We start from the raw sequence: 18,782 nt of genomic DNA on the forward strand, positions 1-18,782 counted from the left end.
GGCCACCCGCAGGGCAAGGTCGTCGTCACTGTCGCGGGACCGGGGGACTGACCGTCGACTGCCACAACTCCCGTGCCTCCGCCGCGACTCCGGGCGCGGCCAGCAGCAACGGCTCGTCGTAGGCGGGGAGTTGGGGCAAGGCCACCGCTCCTGCCTCCGTTGCGATCAGCAGCGCCGGGAGACCGTCCACGGGGTGGAACTCGCCGATCGCGGCGGCGGCCGCCCGGCCCGCCGCGACCTGCACCAAGGACAGTGCCGTCGAGCCCATCACGCGTACCGTGCAGTGCCGCTCGGCCATTTGGGCGAGCAGTGCGTCCAGGCCCGGCCAGTGCGCGTGCGCCGCCCACTCCGTCATGAACACATGGCCGGTCAGTGTCGTGTGGTCCGCCGCGTGGATCGGGACGCCGTTCAGGTGCGCGCCCCCGCCCCGTACGGCCGTGAACACCTCGCCCCGCCACGGGTCCGCGACCAGGCCCAGCAGAGGGGAGCCGTCCGGCCGCGCGAGGCCCAGCGAGAAGGAGCACCAGCCCAGCCCGTGGGCGTAGTTGGTGGTTCCGTCCACCGGGTCGATCACCCAGTGCGGCGCGTCCGACGCGCCCTCCTCGACGCCGTACTCCTCGCCGTCGATCCCCCAGCCGGGGAACTCGCGCCGCAGCACCGACCGTACGTGCCGCTCCACCGCCTCGTCCGTGTCCGTGACGATGTCGGCCGGGCTCGCCTTCTGCCGTACCGGGCCCGAGGCCCCTCCGTTCCCGCCGCGGATCGTCTCCGACGCCCACGCGGCCAGCTCCACGGCCACCCGAAGCGCGTCGTCCAGGTCATGCTCGTTCGTCACTGCTCTTCACCACTCCAGTCGTGTGCGGGCGAACCTTCCCGGGTCGGCCTCGATCCAGGAGATCACGTCCTCCTACGGCTTCGTCGGCGGCCTCGCCCTCGTCGAGCCGTGCGCCGGGCCCACGGATGCCCAGAGGTACGGGGTGCGGGCGTGGTTGGCGGTACATGACGTGCGATGCGGCACGGTTGCGGTTCGTATAGGCGGTATGCGACGACGAATATCAACCTGGGACGGGCTTTCCCGTCTGTGCGTGGCCGTGGTGGTGTCCGGCCTTCTCCTCACCGTGACCGGTATGGCCCCCGCGCCGACCACGGCCGAACCCGGACCCGCACGGGGCAGCGCCTACATGGGCATCGGCGTCCTGGCCCACGACGGGACGAGCGGCAGGACCGGCACGGTGTCCCCGGAGGAGCGGGCCGGACAGACCGAGGGCGTGGACGTCTCCAGCTATCAGCGTGATGTGGCGTGGACCGGCCTGTGGAGCGCCGGTACCAGGTGGGCCTACACGAAGGCCACGGAAGGCACCTCCTACCGCAACCCGTATTTCGAGGACCAGTACGAGGGTGCGTACGACGTCGGCATGGTCCGCGGGGCCTACCACTTCGCCACACCGGACGGCGGCAGCGGAGCCGCGCAGGCCGACTACTTCGTGGACCACGGCGGGGGCTGGTCGGGCGACGGCCGGACGCTCCCGGGGGCACTGGACATCGAGTGGAATCCCTACGGGGACTCCTGCTACGGCAAGTCGGCGAGCGGCATGGTCACCTGGATCGGTGACTTCCTGAACCGCTACAAGACCCGGACCGGTCGCAATGCCGTGATCTACACGTCCACCAGCTGGTGGAGCAGCTGCACCGGCGGCTACCGGGGCTTCGGTGCCACGAACCCCCTGTGGGTGGCCCGGTACGCCTCGTCCGTGGGGGCGCTTCCGGCGGGCTGGTCGGCGTACACGATGTGGCAGTACACGTCGTCCGGGCAGACGGTCGGTGACCACGACCGGTTCAACGGTTCCCAGGACGCGCTGCGCCAGTTCGCTGTCGCCGGCTGACAGGCGGGTGCCGGGGGCCGCGGCCCCCGGTCCCGACCTCGGCGGCGGGTTGTCATCTGTTCTTGGGGTACGCCGGTCCGGCCAGCAGGACGGGCTCGATGGCTTCGTAGCGGTTGCGTGCGCGGGCGCCGGACCTTCTGCGGGACAGGACGGTGGCGACGAAGCCGCAGAGGAACCCGGCCGGGACGGAGACCAGCGCGGTCGTGGTGAAGGGGAACCAGTTGAAGTCGGCGTCGGGGAACGCCGATTGGGGGGTGCCGGAGACGAGGCTCGTGCCGGGGAGGAGGACGAGGACGCTGACCGTGCCGCCGATGAGTGTGGCCAGCAGACCGGCGCGGGTGTAGCGGCGCCAGAAGAGGCTGTAGAGGAGCGCCGGGGCGATCGCCGAGGCGCCCAGGCAGAAGGAGAGGATGGCGAGCGGCTGGAGACTGCGGTGCTGGGCGAGTACGGCCAGGCCGATCACGGGGATTCCCACGGCGAGGGCGGACAGGCGGGCCAGCGCCATTTCGCGCAGCGGCGGTGTGTCGGGGCGGGCGGCGATGTCGTGGGCGAGGGAGTTGGCGCAGGCCAGGGTCATGCTGGCCACGGAGGCCAGCAGGGTCAGGAAGATGGCCGTGGTGACGGTGGTGAACAGCAGGCTCTCCGGACGCGAGAGATCGGTGCCGAACGCGGCGCGCGCCCCGAGGAGATAGGCGGTCGAGCCGCGCGGATCCGCGGTGGTGATGGTCTTCGAGCCGATGAGCGCGGTCGCGCCGACCGCGACGACGGTCATGACGGCGATGAACAGAGCAACCGCCGACACGGCCCACGACATCGCACGGCGCACCTGACGGGTGCTCCCGGCCGTGTACATGCGCATGGTGACGTGGGGGAGGGACGCACCGCCGAGCACGATGGCGCACTGCGTGCTGATCATGTCGAGGGCGGGATGCCGTCCGCCGGCGAACTGGAGCCCGTAGCGCAGGTAGTTGGGCCCCGCCCCGCTGTTCCGTGCGGCGGTCCGGAAGAGAGTCGGCGGGCTCCAGCCGAAGGTGTGCAGGATGAGCGCGGCGACGACCAGGCCCGAGCCGAGGAGGATCACGGTCTTCAGGATCTGGATCAGCGCGGTGCCGCGCATGCCGCCGAGAGCCGCGTACGTGATCATCAGCGCCCCGGCACCGACGACGCAGCCGGTGCGCATGGTGCTGTCGGAGAAGCCGAGAACGTACGCCAACAGCTGCCCCACGCCCGCGAGTTGGACGACCATCATGGGCACCAGCGCGGCGAGGGTGACGGCGCACGCGGTGATGCGCACCGCGCGGCCCGGCATCCGGCGGGCCAGTACGTCGCCCATGGTGAACCTGCCGGTGTGGTGCAGCGGTTCGGCCAGCAGGAACATCAGGAGCAGCAGGGAGAGTAGCGTGCTCAGGGCCAGGACGACACCGTCGTAGCCGCAGAGCGCGATGATGCCGCCGACGGTCAGGACGGTGGCTGCGGAGATGTAGTCGCCCGCGATGGCCAGGCCGTTGCGGAGCGGGGAGAGGAACCGGTAGCCGGTGTAGAACTCGTCGAGGTCGTCGCGGTCGGGGCCGGTGACCACGCACAGCAGCAGGGTGAGGGTGACGACGCTGAAGAACGCCACGAGTGACCAGGACTGTGCGGCGCCCTTGAAGTCGGTCACGGCAGGACCTGCTCGTCGCGGGGGTGCGGTGTCTGGTGGCGCACCCGGCGGGCGAGGGGGTCGACGTGGCGTCGCGCGGTGTACTCGTAGAAGAGCACGGCCAGCCAGGTGACGGGGAGTTGGACCAGGGCCAGGCAGAGGCCGGCGGGCAGACCGCCGACGGCGGGAGCGGTCATCACCGAGGGGAGTTCGACGGTGAGGGTGAGGAAGACGGCGAAGTAGCCGAGTGCGACGAATGCCGCGACGCGTCGCTGCCGGCGGCAGGCCCGGCGCAGGAGTCGTAGATCGCGGTGGGGCCCGGTCCATGAACGGGCCCGTACCGACCGCCAGTTGCTGTTGTTGTGCTGAGCGGGTGGCGGCGAGGGCGGGATGGGGGAGGCGTGTCGCGCGGGCCGGTGGCGCAGCGGGTGTAACTCGGAGCTGTCGGCGGACATTCCAAGATCTCCTAGTGGGTCGTGGGCCCCAACAGGTACCGACCGCGAGAACGCGGGGAACGGTCCTGGTCACCGCACGCTATGCGGGCGCCGGAGCCCGCGCAGGACTTCCGACGAACTCCCTGGTGAGGACCGTTGCACCGCGCTGACCTCGGATGTTGCCGTTGTGAGGGGTGGGATGGAACCTCACGGGAGTGTCGTGAGAGCCTTCGCCGCGTCGAGACGGTCGAACGGTGGAGAGACGCGCGGCACCCGGGAGTTGGCTCATCGCCAGTTGTGAGGTCGATCAGGCCACCCGGCCCGCGAGTACGGAGACCCGGACGCTTTCGAGATACGGGCCGGACGGAAGCGCTTGGTGAATCCGCTCGGCGAACGCCGGCCGGTCCTCCTGCCCGGGCAGCTTGTCCGCGGGGATCGCGGAGTAGACGCCGCCGATGATCTCGTCGACGCTCAGCTCGACGCTGTGGTCGATCACCGTTTCCCGCACATCCGTGAACCCGGCCGCACGGAGCGCTTCCTCGTATCGGCGCCGGTCGCGCGCGGCGGTCCCGCACGTCGCCTCCAGCCTCCTGCCGAAGTGCTCCTCCAGACAGGCCCGCAGCGCGTGTGACCAGGCGCAGTCCTGCTGCCACAACGGTGTGCCGTTGGCCACGACGGCGATGCCGCCGCCCGTACGGAACAACGGCGCCAAGGTACGGAAGAGCTCCTCGTGCCGCATCCAGTGCAGCGCCTGCCCGATCACCGTCATCGCCAGGGAGCCCCGCCCCACCAGCGCCCCCACCGCGGGGACGTCACTGTCGGCCCCCAGCACCCATGTCACATTGCGCACGTCCTGCCCCGCGGCCGCTTCCCCGGCGAGCCGCAGCATGTCCGGCTCCGGGTCCATGCCGATGACGGAACGGACCCGGGAGGCGAGCGGAAGAGAGAGCTGGCCGGTGCCGCATCCGAGGTCGAGCACGATGTCGTCGGCGGTGAGCGCGAAGGCGGCTCGCAGCGCCTCGATGACCGGAGGCGGATAGCCACGACGGTACTTCGCGTAGAACTCGGCGACCTCACCACTGAAACCCACACCCACAGTCATGCCCCTCACCCTGGCAAGAGCGGGCCGGTCGGGACAGCCCGGCAGCACGCGGATCGCTACCAGCAGAAGAGGGAACCAGCGGGCCCCGGCGACGTCCGGGGTTTCCACCCGCTCGACGAGGACGGTGGCGCCGGTGGTCGCCCGTGGCGTATGTTTGGCATAGGACAAACTTTGGCATAGGACGAATCCTGGTGCTTGGACGAATCCTTCTCCTCGGGTGGAGCTGATCACGTGGCTATCAGGGGCGTCACCGCGGCCGAGATCGCGGGGAGCGTGCGCGACCAGGTCGCTTCCGGCGAGCTGGCGCCGCGGACGAGTCTGCCCCCGGTGCGGACGCTCGCGGCCGAGCTGGGCGTCAACCGGAACACGGTCGCCCTCGCCTACCGGCGCCTTGTCGAGGCGGGAGTCGCCGAGACGCGGGGCCGCGGCGGCACGGTCGTCGCGGCGGTGCCGCAGCTCGCGCGCGAAGGCGTCGGTGTCGGCGCCGACTGCGTCGACCTCGCCAGTGGCAACCCCGACCCGAGGTTGCTGCCCGACATTCTGGCCGCCACCCGGCGCGGCGACTACAGCCCGCCGCTGTACGGCGCGCCCGCCATCGACCCCGGACTGGAGGCATGGGCCGGTGCCGACTTCGCCGAGGACATCGACCAACCCCTCCGCACGCTGGTGACGCACGGAGCGGTGGACGCCACCGAGCGGCTCCTGAACGCCCATCTCACCCGCGGGGATCTGGTGGCGATCGAGGATCCCTGCTTCCTGGCGAGCATCGGCACCCTGCGCCTCAACGGCTACCGCACCGCACCCGTCGGCGTCGACGGCGCCGGCATGCGCCCCGACGCCCTGCGGGCGGCCCTGGAAGCCGGCGCCCGCGCGGTCGTCTGCACACCCCGGGCCCACAACCCGACCGGCGCGAGCCTCACCGAGGAACGGGCGGCCGACCTGCGCACGATCCTCACGGAGTACCCCCAGGTCCTCGTGATCGAGGACGACCACTTCTCGGTGGTCTCCGCGCGGCCGTACCACCGCATCACACCGCCGAACAGTTCACGCTGGGCGCTGGTGCGGTCCGTGTCCAAGTTCCTCGGACCGGATCTGCGACTCGCCCTCGTCGCCGCCGACGCCGAGACCGCCGCGCGCCTGGAAGCGCGGCTGAGCGCCGGCACCACTTGGGTCAGCCGCCTGCTTCAGCACGTCACCCGCGAACTCCTGCTCGACCCCGGCGTCCACGAACTCCACGAACGGGCCCGCGAGTTGTACGCCCGGCGCAGTGGCCTGCTCGTCGGGCGACTGCACGCGCAGGGCATCGAGGTCCCGCACCGGCCCGACGGACTGAACGTATGGGTCCAGCTCGACGTCGACGCACGGGCCGCGGTCGCGGCCCTCGCCCAGCGCGGGTGGGCAGTACGGCCCGGGCACCTCTTCGCGCCGGACCCGGCCGCCCACCAGGGTGCGATCCGCGTCACCTCCTCCACCGTCAGCGAGCGGCAGGCCGAGGCCTTCGCCGCCGAACTCGCCGCGGTCGTCAAGGAATTGCGCTCGGCGACGGCCAACTGACCAGCACGCACGTCCCACCCACGCAAGGAGTCACCATGTTCCGCGGCCTGAGCGCCTTCCCCCTCACGCCCACCGACGAGCAGGGCATCGACGAAACGGCCTACGCGGCGCTCGTCGCACGGCTCGCCGCCGCCGGCGTGGACTCCATCGGCGCGCTCGGCTCCACCGGCGGCTACGCCTACCTCACCCGCGAACAGCGCGCCCACGCCGCGAAGATCGCGGTGGAGGCCGCCGACGGGGTGCCCGTCATCGTCGGCATCGGCGCGCTGCGCACCTCGCACGTACGGGAGTTGGCCGAGGACGCCCAGCGGGCGGGCGCCTCCGGAGTGCTGCTCGCCCCGATGACGTATCAACCCCTCACCGAGGACGAGGTGTTCGGCCTGTACGAGGACGTGACACGCGACCTCTCCGTACCGCTGTGCGTCTACGACAACCCGGGCACCACGCATGTGCACTTCACCGACGAACTGCACGGCCGTATCGCGCAGTTGCCCAACATCGGCTCGATCAAGATCCCCGGTGTGCCCGACGACCCGCGCGAGGCCGGACTCCGCGTCGCCGCACTCCGCGCGCTGATCCCCGACACCGTCACCATCGGGGTGAGCGGGGACTGGACGGCCGCGCGCGGTCTGAACGCCGGGTGCGACGCCTGGTACTCGGTCATCGGCGGCACCTTCCCGCTGACCGCGCTCGCCATCACCCGCGCCGCCCAGTCCGGCCACGCGGGTCCGGCGGTGGACCTCTCCGCGCAACTCGAGCCGCTGTGGGCCCTGTTCCGCCGCCACGGCAGCCTGCGCGTCATCTCCGCCGCCGCCTCCCACCTCGGACTGACAGGAGAACCGAACCTGCCGCTACCGCTGCGAGGGCTGGACGAGACCGCCCGCCAGGAGGTCGTCGCCGCCCTGGACACCCTCGGGCTCACCTCCTGAGCACGAACGGCATGAACTCGCAGCGCACAGCGAGCAGTTCACAGCGGTCGCGGGAGGGCTCGCCTCCGTCCGGACGGGACGGGGGCGCCGGTGGCCTGGCGGGCTACGTCGTCGCCGCGGCCCTGGCCCGCACCGCCGACGGCGGAGCCGTGGTCGCCGTCGTCCTGCTCGTCACCTCGTCCGGCGGCTCCGGGACGCTCGCCGGGGTACTCGGCGCCTGCATCACCGCCCCGCATCTGCTCGGCCCCTTCGTCGCCCGATCGCTCGACCTCGCCCGGGACGGCCGCAAGGTCATCTCGGCGGCCTGTCTGCTGTACGCCACCGCGCTGACCGCCGGTGTGGTGACGTACGGTCACACACCTGTCGTACTGCCCGCGCTGCTGCTGGCCACGGCCGGGGCCTGCGGGCCGCTGCTGACCGGCGGCATCAGCAGCCGGCTTCCCGCCATCGTCGGACCCCAACTGCGCACGCAGCGCCGGGCCCAGGGCTGGGACGTGGCCACTTACGGCATCGGCGGCACCGTCGGCCCGTCCCTGGTGGCCGCCCTGTCGGGCTGGGTCTCGCCCACCGCGGCGGCTCTCGCACTCGCCGCCGGAGCGGCCACGGCGGCGGGCTGCGTCCTGCTGCTGCCGTACAGCGTGCCGTCGCACGGTGGCGACAGGTCGGCCGTCCTCAAGCCGGGAGCGACCCTCGCGCTGATGGCCCGCACGGGCCGGCTCCGGCGCACCGTCTACCTGACGATGGTCGTCGCCCTGAGCGTCGCCGCGCTGCCGATCACCGCGGTCCATCTGACGAGGACCCTCGGCACCGAGCCCGCCACGGCGGCCTTACTGACCGCCGCCTACGGCCTCGGCAATCTCACCGGGTCCATAGCGGTCATGGCCCGCCCGCTCACCGGCGACCCGGACCGGCTGATGCGCCGCCTCGCCCTGGGCGTCGTCGCCGGCCTCCTCACCGTGACCGCGAGCCCCGCCTTCGCGGTGTCCGTCGCGGCATACGCCCTCACCGGGATCCTCAACTCCTTCTTCTTCGCCTCCACCCTCGCGGCCCGCACGGAGTACGCGCCGAGCGGAGCGCGCGGCCAGGTCTTCATCTGGGTCGCGGCCCTGAAGATCACGTCCGGCTCCGCGGGCACGGCACTGGCTGGATCACTGACCGGTGTGTCCGTCCGACTGCCGCTCGTCGTCGGCCTCTTGGCCGTCTCCGTTGCCGTCGCCGCCGCGACCGCCGAGACGCGCTTCGCGCGAGCCGACGAGAAGCACCCGTGACCGCACCGAGGGAATCGCCTCCGGACACAATTCACGTTCAAGGAATCCGCAATTCGTCGGCCGCCTTGCCAGGTCTGACCGTGTCCGTACCCGAACAAGCGAATGGGCATCCCATGACGTCAGGATGACCCGGTGCTGGGAGATTCTTGCCGGAATCATTGCCGCGCCAGCCGGTTGAGCAACCACTTCGGGAGGCAGGCCATCGGCTCGGCGAGTTTGCGACGGAGTTTGCGCACAAGGGCGAAGCGGGTCGGGCTGCTCCGGGACCTCGCCACATGCGCCTCCTTGTGAACTTCGCTTTCAGAAAGTCCCGTTGGCCTCGTTGACATGCCATCAGCACACACGTTTCACTCGACACTCGTGCATGGCAACGTTGTCAGGCCGCCGGGGGCGACCGGAACTGTTGCCTGTCGCCGGCGTTCCGGGATCTCGGTGCGTCGGCACCTGTTCTGCCAGGCACGAATTGCTGCGGAGGCAACCGATGGTGAGACCCCGACATTCAGCTGCGCCACGTGACCGCAAGAGATCCCGCCGATATTCGGCCCTGTTCTGCGTCCTGGGCCTGGCCGTTCTGCCACTGCCGGCAGTGGGCAACGCGTATGCCGCGAGCGGCGCGACGCCGGCCCTGGTAACGGACCCCGCCTCGCTCGTCAACCCCCTCATTGGCACCTCCGGTGCGGTGGACACCTTCCCCGGCCCCGACATGCCGGCCGGGATGGTCCAGTGGGGTCCCGACACGACGCCCGACCGCCCCGACGGGGGCGGCTACGAGTACAACGACAAGAAGATCTCCGGCTTCAGCCTCACCCACATCTCGGGACCGGGCTGCCCCGTCGCGGGCGACCTGCCCGTCCTGCCGGTGACCGGCGCACTGTCGGGCGACCTCGGGGCCACGTCCGCCGGTTTCAGTCACACCGACGAGCAGGCGGGGCTCGGCTACTACAAGGTCACCGACGCGAACGGCGTCAAGACCGAGCTGACCGACACCACCCGCGCGGGCCTCGGCCGCTTCACCTTCCCCGCGGGGCAGCAGGCGAACCTGCTGTTCAAGCTCAGCGGCGGTGCCACCCAGATCGACGGAACCCGCGTCCAGGTCGTGAACAGCCAGGAGATCAGCGGCGCGATCGACAGCGGTCACTTCTGCGGTGCCGCCAACAGATACACGCTGCACTTCGACATCAAGTTCGACCGGCCGTTCGCCGCGAGCGGCACCTGGGTCGGCGGCACCATCACCCCCGACGCGAAGTCGCTGAAGGCCGGCAAGGTCCAACTGGCCCCCCGGAAGGCGAAGTCGGCGCCGCTGAAAGAGAAGCACTTCACCGTCCCGGCGAAGCCCGCCCCGACGATCCACACGAGCGCGAACAAGCACTCCGGTACGCCGTCCCCGGCATCCAGCGCTGCACCGCGGACATCCGCTGCCGCCCAGCCGCCCACCACCGGCGCGAACGGCATGTATCTCACCTTCGACACCACCACGAACCCCACGGTGAACGCCAAGGTCGGCATCTCGTACACGAGTGACGCCGGAGCCGCGAACAACCTCTCCACCGAGATCAAGAAGTGGGATCTCGCCGCTGTCGAACAGGCCAACCACGGCGCCTGGAACACGGCGCTGACCAAGCTTCAGATCGGCGGCGGCTCCGCGAATCAGCAGACGCAGTTCTACACCGCGCTCTACCACGCGCTGCTGCACCCGAACGTCTTCTCCGACGACAACGGCCAGTACATGGGCATGGACAACCAGATCCACACGCTGGCCAAGGGCCAGAAGGCCCAGTACGCCAACTACTCCGGCTGGGACACCTACCGCTCCCAGACCCAGCTGATGGCGATGGTCGAGCCCAAGGTCGCCGGTGACGTCGTCACCTCGATGCTCAACGGGTACGACCAGACGGGCCTGTTGCCCAAGTGGGCCTCGAACAACGGCGAGAGCTATGTGATGGTCGGCGACCCGGCCGCCGGCATCATCGCCGACGCGTACGCCTTCGGCGCGACCAACTTCGACACGGCCAAGGCACTCGCCGCCCTCCAGCACGAGGCCACCGTCCCGAACAACGACCGCCCCGGAGAGCCCGTACGGGACGCGAAGGGCTACCTCCCGCTCGACGAGAACGACTACAACTGCTGCAACTTCTACGGCCCCGTCTCCACCCAACTCGAGTACGACTCCGCCGACTACGCCATCGCCGCCTTCGCGAAGTCGCTCGGCAACACGTCCGTCTACGAGAAGTTCGCCACCCGCGCCCAGGACTGGATGAACGTCTTCAACCCGCAGACCGGCTACATGCAGGCCAAGAACAAGGACGGCCAGTTCGCGGGCGGCTTCACTCCGGGCACCTCCAACGGCTTCGTGGAGGGCACCTCCGCCCAGTACACACCGATGGTCCCCTTCAACCTGCGCCAGCTCATCCAGGCACGCGGCGGCAACGCGGCGTACTCGACCTACCTGGACAGCCTGCTCGACGACATCACCCGCCCCGGCAACACCGACGCCGACCTCAGCAACGAACCCAGTGTGGAGATCCCCTGGGAGTACGACTACACGGGCCAGCCGTGGAAGACCCAGGCGGCCGTCCGCGACGCCCAGCAGAACCTGTACTTCAACGCGCCCGTCGGCTCGTTCGGCAACGACGACCTCGGCGCGATGAGCTCCTGGTACGTCTGGTCCGAGCTCGGCATGTACCCGGAGACCCCGGGCACGGACACCCTGGCACTCGGCAGCCCGGCCTTCCCGGTGGCAAAGGTGACCCTCGGCAACGGCAAGACCGTGGGGATCAACGCACCGCAGGCCGCGCCCGACGCGCCGTACGTGCAGGCGCTCGCCGTCAAGGGCAAGGCGTGGAACAGCTCCTGGCTGAGCTATCAGCAGTTCCAGGGCGCGGGCACGCTCGACTTCACGCTCGGCACCGCGCCCAACAAGGCCTGGGCGTCCGGCCCTTCGGCCGCACCGCCCTCGGACACCACGGGCGGCGGGCGGGTGCTGGCCGCGACCGGTCCCTCCAGCGACGGCCTGGTGCTCCAGCCGGGCGCGTCCGGTGACGGCACACTCGACCTCACCAACCTCGGCAGTACGGCCGTCACGGTCGACTGGAAGGCGACGGCGCCCTCCGGCGTCACGCTGGACACGTCGTCCGGTTCGTTGACAGTCCCCGCCACCGGCAGCGCCGAGGCGAAGGTCAAGGTCACGGCGGGCGCGAGCGAGGGAACCTACCCGGTCGCCTTCGCGCTCACCGACCACACCACCGGTACGGCACTGAGCGGGGCGACCCTCCGCGTGGCCGTCGCCAAGCCCGGCGCGCTGTGGCCGTACGCCACCAACGAGGGCATCTACCCGGACGGCACCAGCTTCTCGGGCGGGTTCGACAACGGCGGCTGGGCGTTCTCGCAGAACGCGCTGGCGGCGGCGGGTGTCACCAGCGGTTCCACCGTCACCGCCGACGGCATCTCCTACACCTGGCCGACGGTGACGTCCGGGCAGCTGGACAACCTGGAGATGGCCGGCCAGACCATCCCGATGCCGGCCGGCGCGTCCGGCGCGTCGCTCGGCCTGCTGGGCACCGCGACCAACGCGCCGACCGACGGCAGCGGGGTCTCGGGCACGGTGACCGTCACCTACACCGACGGCACCACCTCGCAGGCGACGATCGGCTTCTCGGACTGGACCCTCAACGGCGGTGGCAGCACGCCCCTCGCGGGGGACACGACGGCCGTCTCGACCGCCTACCGGAACACCGGGAGCGGGGGCCGGGACAACGTCAAGGCCTATGTCTTCGCCACGAAGGTCCCGCTGGACGCGTCCAAGCAGGTCGCGTCGATCACGCTGCCGGTGACGGGCTCGTCGGGCGCCGACCACCTGTTCGCGTACGGATTCGGCCAGTAGCGCAGTCGGTTGAAGGGCCGGTTCCCGGACGCGAGCTCGGGAACCGGCCCCTCAACTGTCTACTCCCGACCCATTGTGGTGAGCCCTGTGCACCTTTACTGTTCGGCTTTGCCTGAGTCTGTTTGATGCTGTTCGCCCAGTCGGTCTGGAGGCCGCCGTGCGAGGTAGTCGGAACGGTTCGGAAGCTGCGAGACCCGGTCGACGCCGGTGGTGGAGGGCCGTCCTCGCGACGGCCGCGACCATCGCCCTCGCGGCGGGCCTGACCGCGCCGGCAACGGCGGCGGCGCAGGACATCGGCGAGCAGACGCCCGCCGTCACTCCGGACGCCTCCGCCGTCGCTCCGCAGACGCACACCGTGACACTCGACGGCTACTCGTTCCTCGTCGACGGGAAACGCACCTACCTGTGGTCGGGCGAGTTCCACTACTTCCGGCTCCCGAGCCAGGACCTGTGGCGCGACATCTTCCAGAAGATGAAGGCCGCGGGCTTCAACTCGACCTCCCTGTACTTCGATTGGGGCTACCACTCGCCCAAGCCGGGCGTCTACGACTTCACCGGCGTGCGGGACGTCGACAAGCTCCTCGACATGGCCCAGGAGGCCGGCCTCTACGTCATCGCCCGCCCCGCGCCGTACATCAACGCGGAGGTCGACAGCGGCGGCCTGCCCGGCTGGCTGACCACCAAGGCCGGGAACAACCGCAGCGACGACCCGCAGTTCCTGAAGTACGCGGACGAGTGGCTGACACAGATCGACCGGATCATCGCCCGCCACCAACTGACCAACGGCACAGGGTCAGTGATCGCCTATCAGGTCGAGAACGAGTACTACAACGGCTCGGCCGCCGGCCGCTCCTACATGCAACACCTCGAGGACAAGGCCCGCGCCGACGGCATCACGGTCCCGCTGACCGGCAACAACAACGGCACCTTCAACTCCGGTACCGGCGCCCTGGACGTCGACGGCCCCGACTCCTACCCGCAGGGCTTCAACTGCTCCAACCCCGCGAAGTGGAACGGCGTCCCCGACATCAGCTACGACCACCCGGCCGGAAAACCGCTCTACTCACCGGAGTTCCAGGGCGGCGCCTTCGACCCCTGGGGCGGCCCCGGCTACGACAAGTGCGCCCAGCTCATCAACGACCAGTTCGCCAACGTCTTCTACAAGCAGAACATCGCCGTCGGCGCGACCGCGCAGAGCTTCTACATGACCTACGGCGGCACCAACTGGGGCTGGCTCGGCATGCCGCAGAACTACACCTCGTACGACTACGGGGCCGCGATCCGCGAGACCCGCCAGCTCGACCCGAAGTACTACGAGGACAAACTCATCGGGTACTTCACACAGTCGGTCGCCCCGCTGACGAAGACCGAGGCCATCAGGGCCACACCGCCGGACGACTCCGCGATCGTGGACACCGCCCGGATGAACCCCGACACCAAGACGCAGTTCCACGTCCTGCGGCACGGCAACTCCACTTCAACCGCGGTCGACAAGACGCACATCTCCCTGGACTTCAACGCCCAGCCGACCGCCGACACCACTTACACCTGGGACGACCCCGACTCCGCGCTCCAGTACGCCGGTTCGTGGTCGCACGTGGCCAACACGAGCTACACCGGCGGCGATTACAAGCACACGGAGTCGTTCTCGAACAAGGCCGGCGACTCGCTCACCGTCCCCTTCGACGGCACCGCGATCCGCTGGATCGGCTCGAAGACCAACAACCACGGCAACGCCGACGTCTACCTCGACGGCACCAAGGTGGCCACGGTCGACGACTCCGGCAGCGAGAGCCAGGCGGTGCTCTTCCAGAAGACCGGCCTGACGCCCGGCGCGCACACGCTGAAGATCGTCGTCGCCGGGAACCACGGCTCGGGATCCACGGACAACTACGTGGCCGTAGACGCCATCGACGTACCGACGGGCGACTCCGCCGCCGAGCCGACCTACCCTGTTGTGCCGCAGCAGCCCGGCACCGCCATCACCCTCGACGGACGCGACTCCCATGTGATCGTGGCCAACTACCGCCTCGGCGAAGCCCAGTTGCAGTACTCGACCTCCGAGATCATGACCAGCGCGACCATCGGGGACCGGGACATCGCCGTGCTCTACGGCGACGAGGGGACCGACGGTGAGACGGTCCTCCGCTACGCCACCGAGCCCACCGTGACCGCCAACGGCGGGACGGTCGCGACCAGTTGGGACCCCTCCACCGGTGACCTCCGCCTGAACTACACGCACAAGGGCCTGATCCGCATCAGCATCAGCGGCAACGGCAAGCGCCCGCTCCTCCTGCTCGTCGGCGACAAGGCCACCGCGAAGACCTTCTGGCGCCAGGACACGGCGAATGGCCCGGTGCTCGTGCGCGGCACCCACCTGCTGCGGATGGCGACCAGCCTGCACGGTGGCCGTACCGTGGCGCTCACCGGCGACAACGCCGACGACAAGAACATCGAGGTGTTCACCTCCGCCGCCCAAGTCACCTGGAACGGAAGGGCGTTGGGCACCCACGCCACCGACACGGGGAGCCTCACCGGGAAGATCCCGGTGGCCGCCCCGGTACAGCTGCCGACACTGACGAACTGGAAGCACGCCGAGGAATCCCCCGAAGCGGCCCCCGGTTTCGACGACACCAGCTGGCAGGTGGCCGACAAGGCGACCACCAACAGCGTCTCCGGCGTCAACTCGCTCCCGGTGCTCTACGCCGACGACTACGGCTTCCACACCGGCAACACGTGGTACCGGGGCCGCTTCCGCGCCACCGGCAAGGAGACCGGCATCCATCTGGTCTCGGACTCGGGGGGAGACGCGCAGGCGTTCTCCGTCTGGCTCAACGGAACGTTCCTGGGCAGCTCAACCACCGGCAGCGGTGACTTCGCCTTCCCGGCCGACGCGGTGAAGTCCCAAGGGGACAACGTCATTTCGGTGCTCACCGTCAACATGGGACACGAGGAGGACTACAACTCCACCAACGGCAACAAGGCCGCGCGCGGCCTGACCAGCGCCTCTCTCGTCGGCGCGCCGCTGACGTCCGTCACCTGGCGCCTCCAGGGCGTACGGGGTGGCGAGGATCTCCAGGACACGGTCCGCGGCCCGCTGTCGACGGGCGGCCTCTACGGCGAGCGGGCCGGCTGGTCCCTGCCGGGCTACCCGGACGCCGACTGGAACCGTGTGTCCCTCCCGACAACCGACACGACACCCGGCGTCTCCTGGTACCGCACCGACGCCAAGCTGGACCTGCCGTACGGTCAGGACACCTCGCTCGGGCTGACGTTCACCGACGACCCGGCACGCAAGTACCGCGCCACGATCTTCGTGAACGGCTGGCAGGTCGGCAACTACGTCAACTACCTCGGCCCGCAGCACACCTTCCCGGTCCCCAACGGGATCCTGAACCCGAACGGCCACAACAGCATCGCCATCGCCGTGTGGAACCTCGACGGCAGCACCGGCGGCCTCGGCCAGGTCTCACTGACCGACTACGGCAGCTACGCCTCGTCCCTGCGCGTCGCACAGAACGACAGCCCACGCTACGACGCCCGGACCTACGCGATGCCGAAGCGCCCGGGAGCGGACGTCACTCTCGACGTGCCGGACACCGCCCAGCCGGGACAGGCCTTCACCGCCCGTACGACGGTCCGGGTGCCGAAGAACGGACGGCCCGCCTCCGGACTGACGGCGTCGCTCTCGGCGCCCGACGGCTGGACCGTGACTGCCACGAGCCCCACGTCGGTCGAGCGCTTGCGGCCCGGCGCGTCGGCCGCCTTCACCTGGCAGGTCCAGCCCCCGGCCGGAACGCTGCCATCGGCCTCGGCAGTCACCGCGACGGTGCGCTACCGGCAGAACGGACGGCAGGCCGTCGGCGACGACGAGCGCATCGTCCGTGGCATCCCGCCGGCTCCGGCCGCCGGGCAGAGCGACGTGAGCGGTCTGCCGTTCCTGTCGTCCACCAACGGGTGGGGCCCGGTGGAACGGGACACCAGCGTCGGTGAGCAGGCGGCCGGTGACGGCCGTCCGATCACCATCGCGGGCGTCGGCTACGCCAAGGGTCTGGGCACCAACTCGGTGAGCGACGTCGAGCTGTACCTCGCCGGACAGTGCTCGCGGCTGACGGCGTCCGTCGGAGTCGACGACGAGACGAACGGTGCGGGCACGGTGATGTTCTCCGTGATCGCCGACGGCAGGACTCTGGTCACCACCCCGACGGTCCGTGGCAAACAGGCCGCGGTGCCGATCGACGTCGACGTCAGCGGTGCCCAGGTGCTCGACCTCAAGGTCGGCGACGCGGGCGACGGCAACGGCAACGACCACGGCGACTGGGGGACGCCCACACTGACGTGTGAATGACCGAGAGGCAGGGCAGCGTGGACGTCTCCACTGGCTGCTCGCTCATGCCCCAACCGGGTCCGGGCCCCGCACAGCGCTGGTCAGCGGGGCCAGGACGCGCCATCCGATGCGCTCGTACAGGGCCCGGCCGTCCGGCGTCGCACCCAGCACGCCGACCGCGGCCCCCTGTCCTGCGGCGACATCGGCGAGCGTGGCCATCACCAGACGCCCCAGGCCGCGCCGTTGGTGGGCCGGGTCGGTCTGAACCTGGTCGACGACGGCGGTGGGGCCGGTGACGGCGACCTGACCGCGCGCGGCGAAGGCGCCGTCCGGGGCGCGCACCAGGGCGCGGGTCACGCCGGCGCGGTTCCAGGTGAGCAGGTGGTAGCCGTCGGGGACCTCGGCGCGGGAGGCGCGCAGCGGGGCGGACATCAGGAAGCCGGGACCGGCTGCCAGGGACCAGCCCGGGGCCAGCCAGGGGGTGAGCGTCTCCGGTGGTACGAACGCCTTCAGCCAGACGTTCGGGGCGGCGGCGCCCTCGGTGATCTTGCGGACGGTCGGCTCGTCGGCGGCTGTCAGGACGTGGCGCATGACGTGCTGGGGCAGGCCGACGTCGATGGTGAAACCCCAGGCGCTGGGCGCCGGTTCGGCCGCGCCACGCGAAAGGGCCCAGCCGTGGACCCACGCTTCTACGGCTTCAGCCGTGTTCCTGAAAGACAAAGCCCCTCCCGATGTAAGTAACGGTTGCGCGTTTCACCTATTACATCAGGAGTGGTGGTGGCTTGCCAGAGGGAACGGGGCAACCGGGACCGGTCCTCATGGGTCTAGCCCCCGATGACACACCATCAGGTCCGACGCTTGGGGGAGCGGCGGACCCGGCGTCCCAAGGGGGGACCTCATGCGCATGCGCCCGGCCGTCGCCGTCACTTTCCTGACAGCCACCCTTTCCGCATCGATGCTTCCGGCCACCGCCCAGGCGGCGGACAGGACAGCCGCCGACGACACCACGTTCTCGAACGTGGTGGTCAACGGAGGCAAGGACATCGTGCTCGGCCTGACCACCAGAAAGACCGTCACGATCACGTGGACGGCCCACGACCCTCAGGGTGTCGCCGCGTCCTGGGCGTACCTGTGGCACGGCCCCAACACGGACGACGCCGACGGCGCCATCCCGCTGTACCCGCCGACGGGAGCATGCGTGGTGTCGCCGGCGGACCCGGCCACCTCCACCTGCAAGGTGAGCCTCGCGGTGGACGCCGCGCGGGACTTCGACCACAACGGCCTCGCCGGAGCCTGGAAGGTGCTCGCCGGGGCGCAGGACGCCACGGACGAGTGGACGGAGATCGACGAGGCCGGCACGGCGAACTTCAAGCGGTACGCCAAGGTGACGGTCAACGCCGCGCCCGAGCCGGTGAAGAAGGGCAGGACGATCACGGTCACCGGCAAGCTGACCCGCGCCAACTGGGACAGCGGCAGCTACACCGGCTACCAGGACCGGCCGGTCCAGCTCCAGTTCCGCAAGAAGGGCAGCTCCGTCTACACCACCCTGAAGACCGTCACCAGCGGCGTCGGCGGCACGCTGAAGACCACCACCAGGGCGAAGACCGACGGCTACTTCCGCTTCGTCTTCGCGGGTACCCCCACCACCGGCCCGGCCACGGCGGCAGGGGACTTCGTCGACCGAAGGCTGTCTCTTATAAACAAAAGACACTCACGAACAAAAAAAAAGTTTTTAAAAAAGTTGTGGGGCGAAAAATAAAAATAGA

The 18,782-nt window shown here is 70.0% G+C and carries 12 protein-coding genes; 7 read left to right on the forward strand and 5 right to left on the reverse strand.

All coding sequences use genetic code 11. The features are described from left to right. Positions 1 to 25: 25 nt before the first annotated feature. Positions 26 to 835: an inositol monophosphatase family protein gene (locus ACFXC1_RS09415; protein ID WP_381240952.1), complete on the reverse strand. Its 810-nt coding sequence runs from the start codon at positions 833 to 835 to the stop codon at positions 26 to 28. Positions 836 to 1,127: 292 nt separating this feature from the next. On the opposite strand from ACFXC1_RS09415, the gene ACFXC1_RS09420 reads away from it, so the two are divergent. Continuing rightward, positions 1,128 to 1,883, forward strand: a complete 756-nt coding sequence (locus ACFXC1_RS09420) for a lysozyme (protein ID WP_381241147.1) — start codon at positions 1,128 to 1,130, stop codon at positions 1,881 to 1,883. Between the two features lie 52 nt (positions 1,884 to 1,935). Here the strand turns inward: ACFXC1_RS09420 and ACFXC1_RS09425 are convergent, their stop codons facing one another. The 3 genes from ACFXC1_RS09425 to ACFXC1_RS09435 form a co-directional block, all read right to left on the reverse strand. After that, positions 1,936 to 3,543 (reverse strand): sodium/solute symporter, encoded by a 1,608-nt coding sequence (locus tag ACFXC1_RS09425; protein WP_381240954.1) that lies wholly within the window; start codon positions 3,541 to 3,543, stop codon positions 1,936 to 1,938. Continuing rightward, positions 3,540 to 3,977 (reverse strand): DUF485 domain-containing protein, encoded by a 438-nt coding sequence (locus tag ACFXC1_RS09430; protein ID WP_381240956.1) that lies wholly within the window; start codon positions 3,975 to 3,977, stop codon positions 3,540 to 3,542. Before ACFXC1_RS09430 ends, ACFXC1_RS09425 begins: the two co-directional genes overlap by 4 nt. Positions 3,978 to 4,263: 286 nt before the next feature. Beyond that, positions 4,264 to 5,058 carry a class I SAM-dependent methyltransferase gene (locus ACFXC1_RS09435; protein ID WP_381240958.1) on the reverse strand — a complete coding sequence of 265 codons (795 nt, stop codon included), beginning with the start codon at positions 5,056 to 5,058 and terminating at the stop codon, positions 4,264 to 4,266. Between the two features lie 231 nt (positions 5,059 to 5,289). On the opposite strand from ACFXC1_RS09435, the gene ACFXC1_RS09440 reads away from it, so the two are divergent. The 5 genes from ACFXC1_RS09440 (at position 5,290) to ACFXC1_RS09460 (ending at position 17,037) form a co-directional block, all read left to right on the forward strand. Continuing rightward, entirely contained in the window at positions 5,290 to 6,612 is a 1,323-nt protein-coding gene (locus ACFXC1_RS09440; protein WP_381240960.1) for an aminotransferase class I/II-fold pyridoxal phosphate-dependent enzyme, read from the forward strand. Positions 6,613 to 6,647: 35 nt separating this feature from the next. Beyond that, positions 6,648 to 7,541, forward strand: a complete 894-nt coding sequence (locus ACFXC1_RS09445; protein WP_381240962.1) for a dihydrodipicolinate synthase family protein — start codon at positions 6,648 to 6,650, stop codon at positions 7,539 to 7,541. 11 nt (positions 7,542 to 7,552) lie between these two features. Then, positions 7,553 to 8,809: an MFS transporter gene (locus ACFXC1_RS09450; protein WP_381240964.1), complete on the forward strand. Its 1,257-nt coding sequence runs from the start codon at positions 7,553 to 7,555 to the stop codon at positions 8,807 to 8,809. A 586-nt stretch (positions 8,810 to 9,395) separates the two neighbouring features. Further along, positions 9,396 to 12,689 carry a lectin gene (locus ACFXC1_RS09455; protein ID WP_381240966.1) on the forward strand — a complete coding sequence of 1,098 codons (3,294 nt, stop codon included), beginning with the start codon at positions 9,396 to 9,398 and terminating at the stop codon, positions 12,687 to 12,689. Positions 12,690 to 12,846: 157 nt separating this feature from the next. Continuing rightward, a complete protein-coding gene (locus ACFXC1_RS09460; protein WP_381240968.1) occupies positions 12,847 to 17,037 on the forward strand; it encodes a beta-galactosidase in 4,191 nt (1,396 codons plus the stop codon). 42 nt (positions 17,038 to 17,079) lie between these two features. Here the strand turns inward: ACFXC1_RS09460 and ACFXC1_RS09465 are convergent, their stop codons facing one another. After that, positions 17,080 to 17,736, reverse strand: a complete 657-nt coding sequence (locus ACFXC1_RS09465) for a GNAT family N-acetyltransferase (RefSeq protein WP_381240970.1) — start codon at positions 17,734 to 17,736, stop codon at positions 17,080 to 17,082. 178 nt (positions 17,737 to 17,914) lie between these two features. Here ACFXC1_RS09465 and ACFXC1_RS09470 point away from each other — a divergent pair, with 178 nt between their 5' ends. Further along, a complete protein-coding gene (locus ACFXC1_RS09470) occupies positions 17,915 to 18,775 on the forward strand; it encodes a hypothetical protein (protein ID WP_381240972.1) in 861 nt (286 codons plus the stop codon). Positions 18,776 to 18,782: the final 7 nt, after the last annotated feature.

Origin of the sequence: Streptomyces hokutonensis, from assembly GCF_042751305.1 — a bacterium.
Taxonomy (GTDB): Bacteria; Actinomycetota; Actinomycetes; order Streptomycetales; family Streptomycetaceae; genus Streptomyces; species Streptomyces hokutonensis_A.

Coding starts and splice junctions, on each gene's coding strand:
- ACFXC1_RS09450 (WP_381240964.1), top strand. CDS start 7,553: ATGAACTCGCAGCGCACAGCGAGCAGTTCACAGCGGTCGCGGGAGGGC.
- ACFXC1_RS09445 (WP_381240962.1), top strand. CDS start 6,648: ATGTTCCGCGGCCTGAGCGCCTTCCCCCTCACGCCCACCGACGAGCAG.
- ACFXC1_RS09430 (WP_381240956.1), bottom strand. CDS start 3,977: ATGTCCGCCGACAGCTCCGAGTTACACCCGCTGCGCCACCGGCCCGCG.
- ACFXC1_RS09420 (WP_381241147.1), top strand. CDS start 1,128: ATGGCCCCCGCGCCGACCACGGCCGAACCCGGACCCGCACGGGGCAGC.
- ACFXC1_RS09435 (WP_381240958.1), bottom strand. CDS start 5,058: ATGACTGTGGGTGTGGGTTTCAGTGGTGAGGTCGCCGAGTTCTACGCG.
- ACFXC1_RS09470 (WP_381240972.1), top strand. CDS start 17,915: ATGCGCATGCGCCCGGCCGTCGCCGTCACTTTCCTGACAGCCACCCTT.